A 537-nucleotide genomic window follows, 5' to 3' on the forward strand; every position below is an offset into this window, starting at 1 on the left:
CGGTCTGCGCTTGCTGTTTCGCCATGATGGTCATCCTCGATCGGTTCGTCGGTCAGTTCGCGCTTTCTGCGTCGGCAGCGCCATTCTCATGTCGCTCCGGCTTCGGTGCGGCCGCGAGCGACTTGAGCAGCGCGGGGTCCTGCAGCAGCTGCGTGACGAGCGCTTCCGCGCCCGACTTGCCATCCATGTAGGTCTGCAGGTTCGCGAGCTGCGTGCGTGCCTCGAGCAGCTGGCGCAGCGGTTCGACCTTGCGCGCGATCGCAGCCGGCGAAAAGTCCTCCATGCTCTCGAAGGTCATGTCGACCATCATCTGGCCTTCGCCCGTCAGCGTGTTCGCCACGGCGAACGCGACACGCGGCCGGATCGCTTTCATGCGCTCATCAAAATTGTCGATGTCGATGTCAAGGAAGCGCCGGTCCGACACGGCCGGCAGCGGCTCGACCGGATGCTTGCCTGACAGGTCGGCCAGCACGCCCATCACGAACGGCAGCTCGACCTTCTTCTCCGAACCGTAGACCTCGACGTCGTACTCGATCT

The 537-nt window shown here is 64.1% G+C and carries 1 protein-coding gene; it reads right to left on the reverse strand.

Translation table 11 applies throughout. The features are described 5' to 3' along the window. Nucleotides 1-52: 52 nt before the first annotated feature. On the reverse strand, nt 53-535 hold the full coding sequence (gene tssB, locus DPV79_RS41625; protein WP_244321920.1) for a type VI secretion system contractile sheath small subunit: 483 nt from the start codon (nt 533-535) through the stop codon (nt 53-55). Nucleotides 536-537 lie beyond the last annotated feature (2 nt).

It is taken from the genome of Burkholderia reimsis, assembly GCF_003294055.1.
GTDB classification, from domain to species: domain Bacteria; phylum Pseudomonadota; class Gammaproteobacteria; order Burkholderiales; family Burkholderiaceae; genus Burkholderia; species Burkholderia cepacia.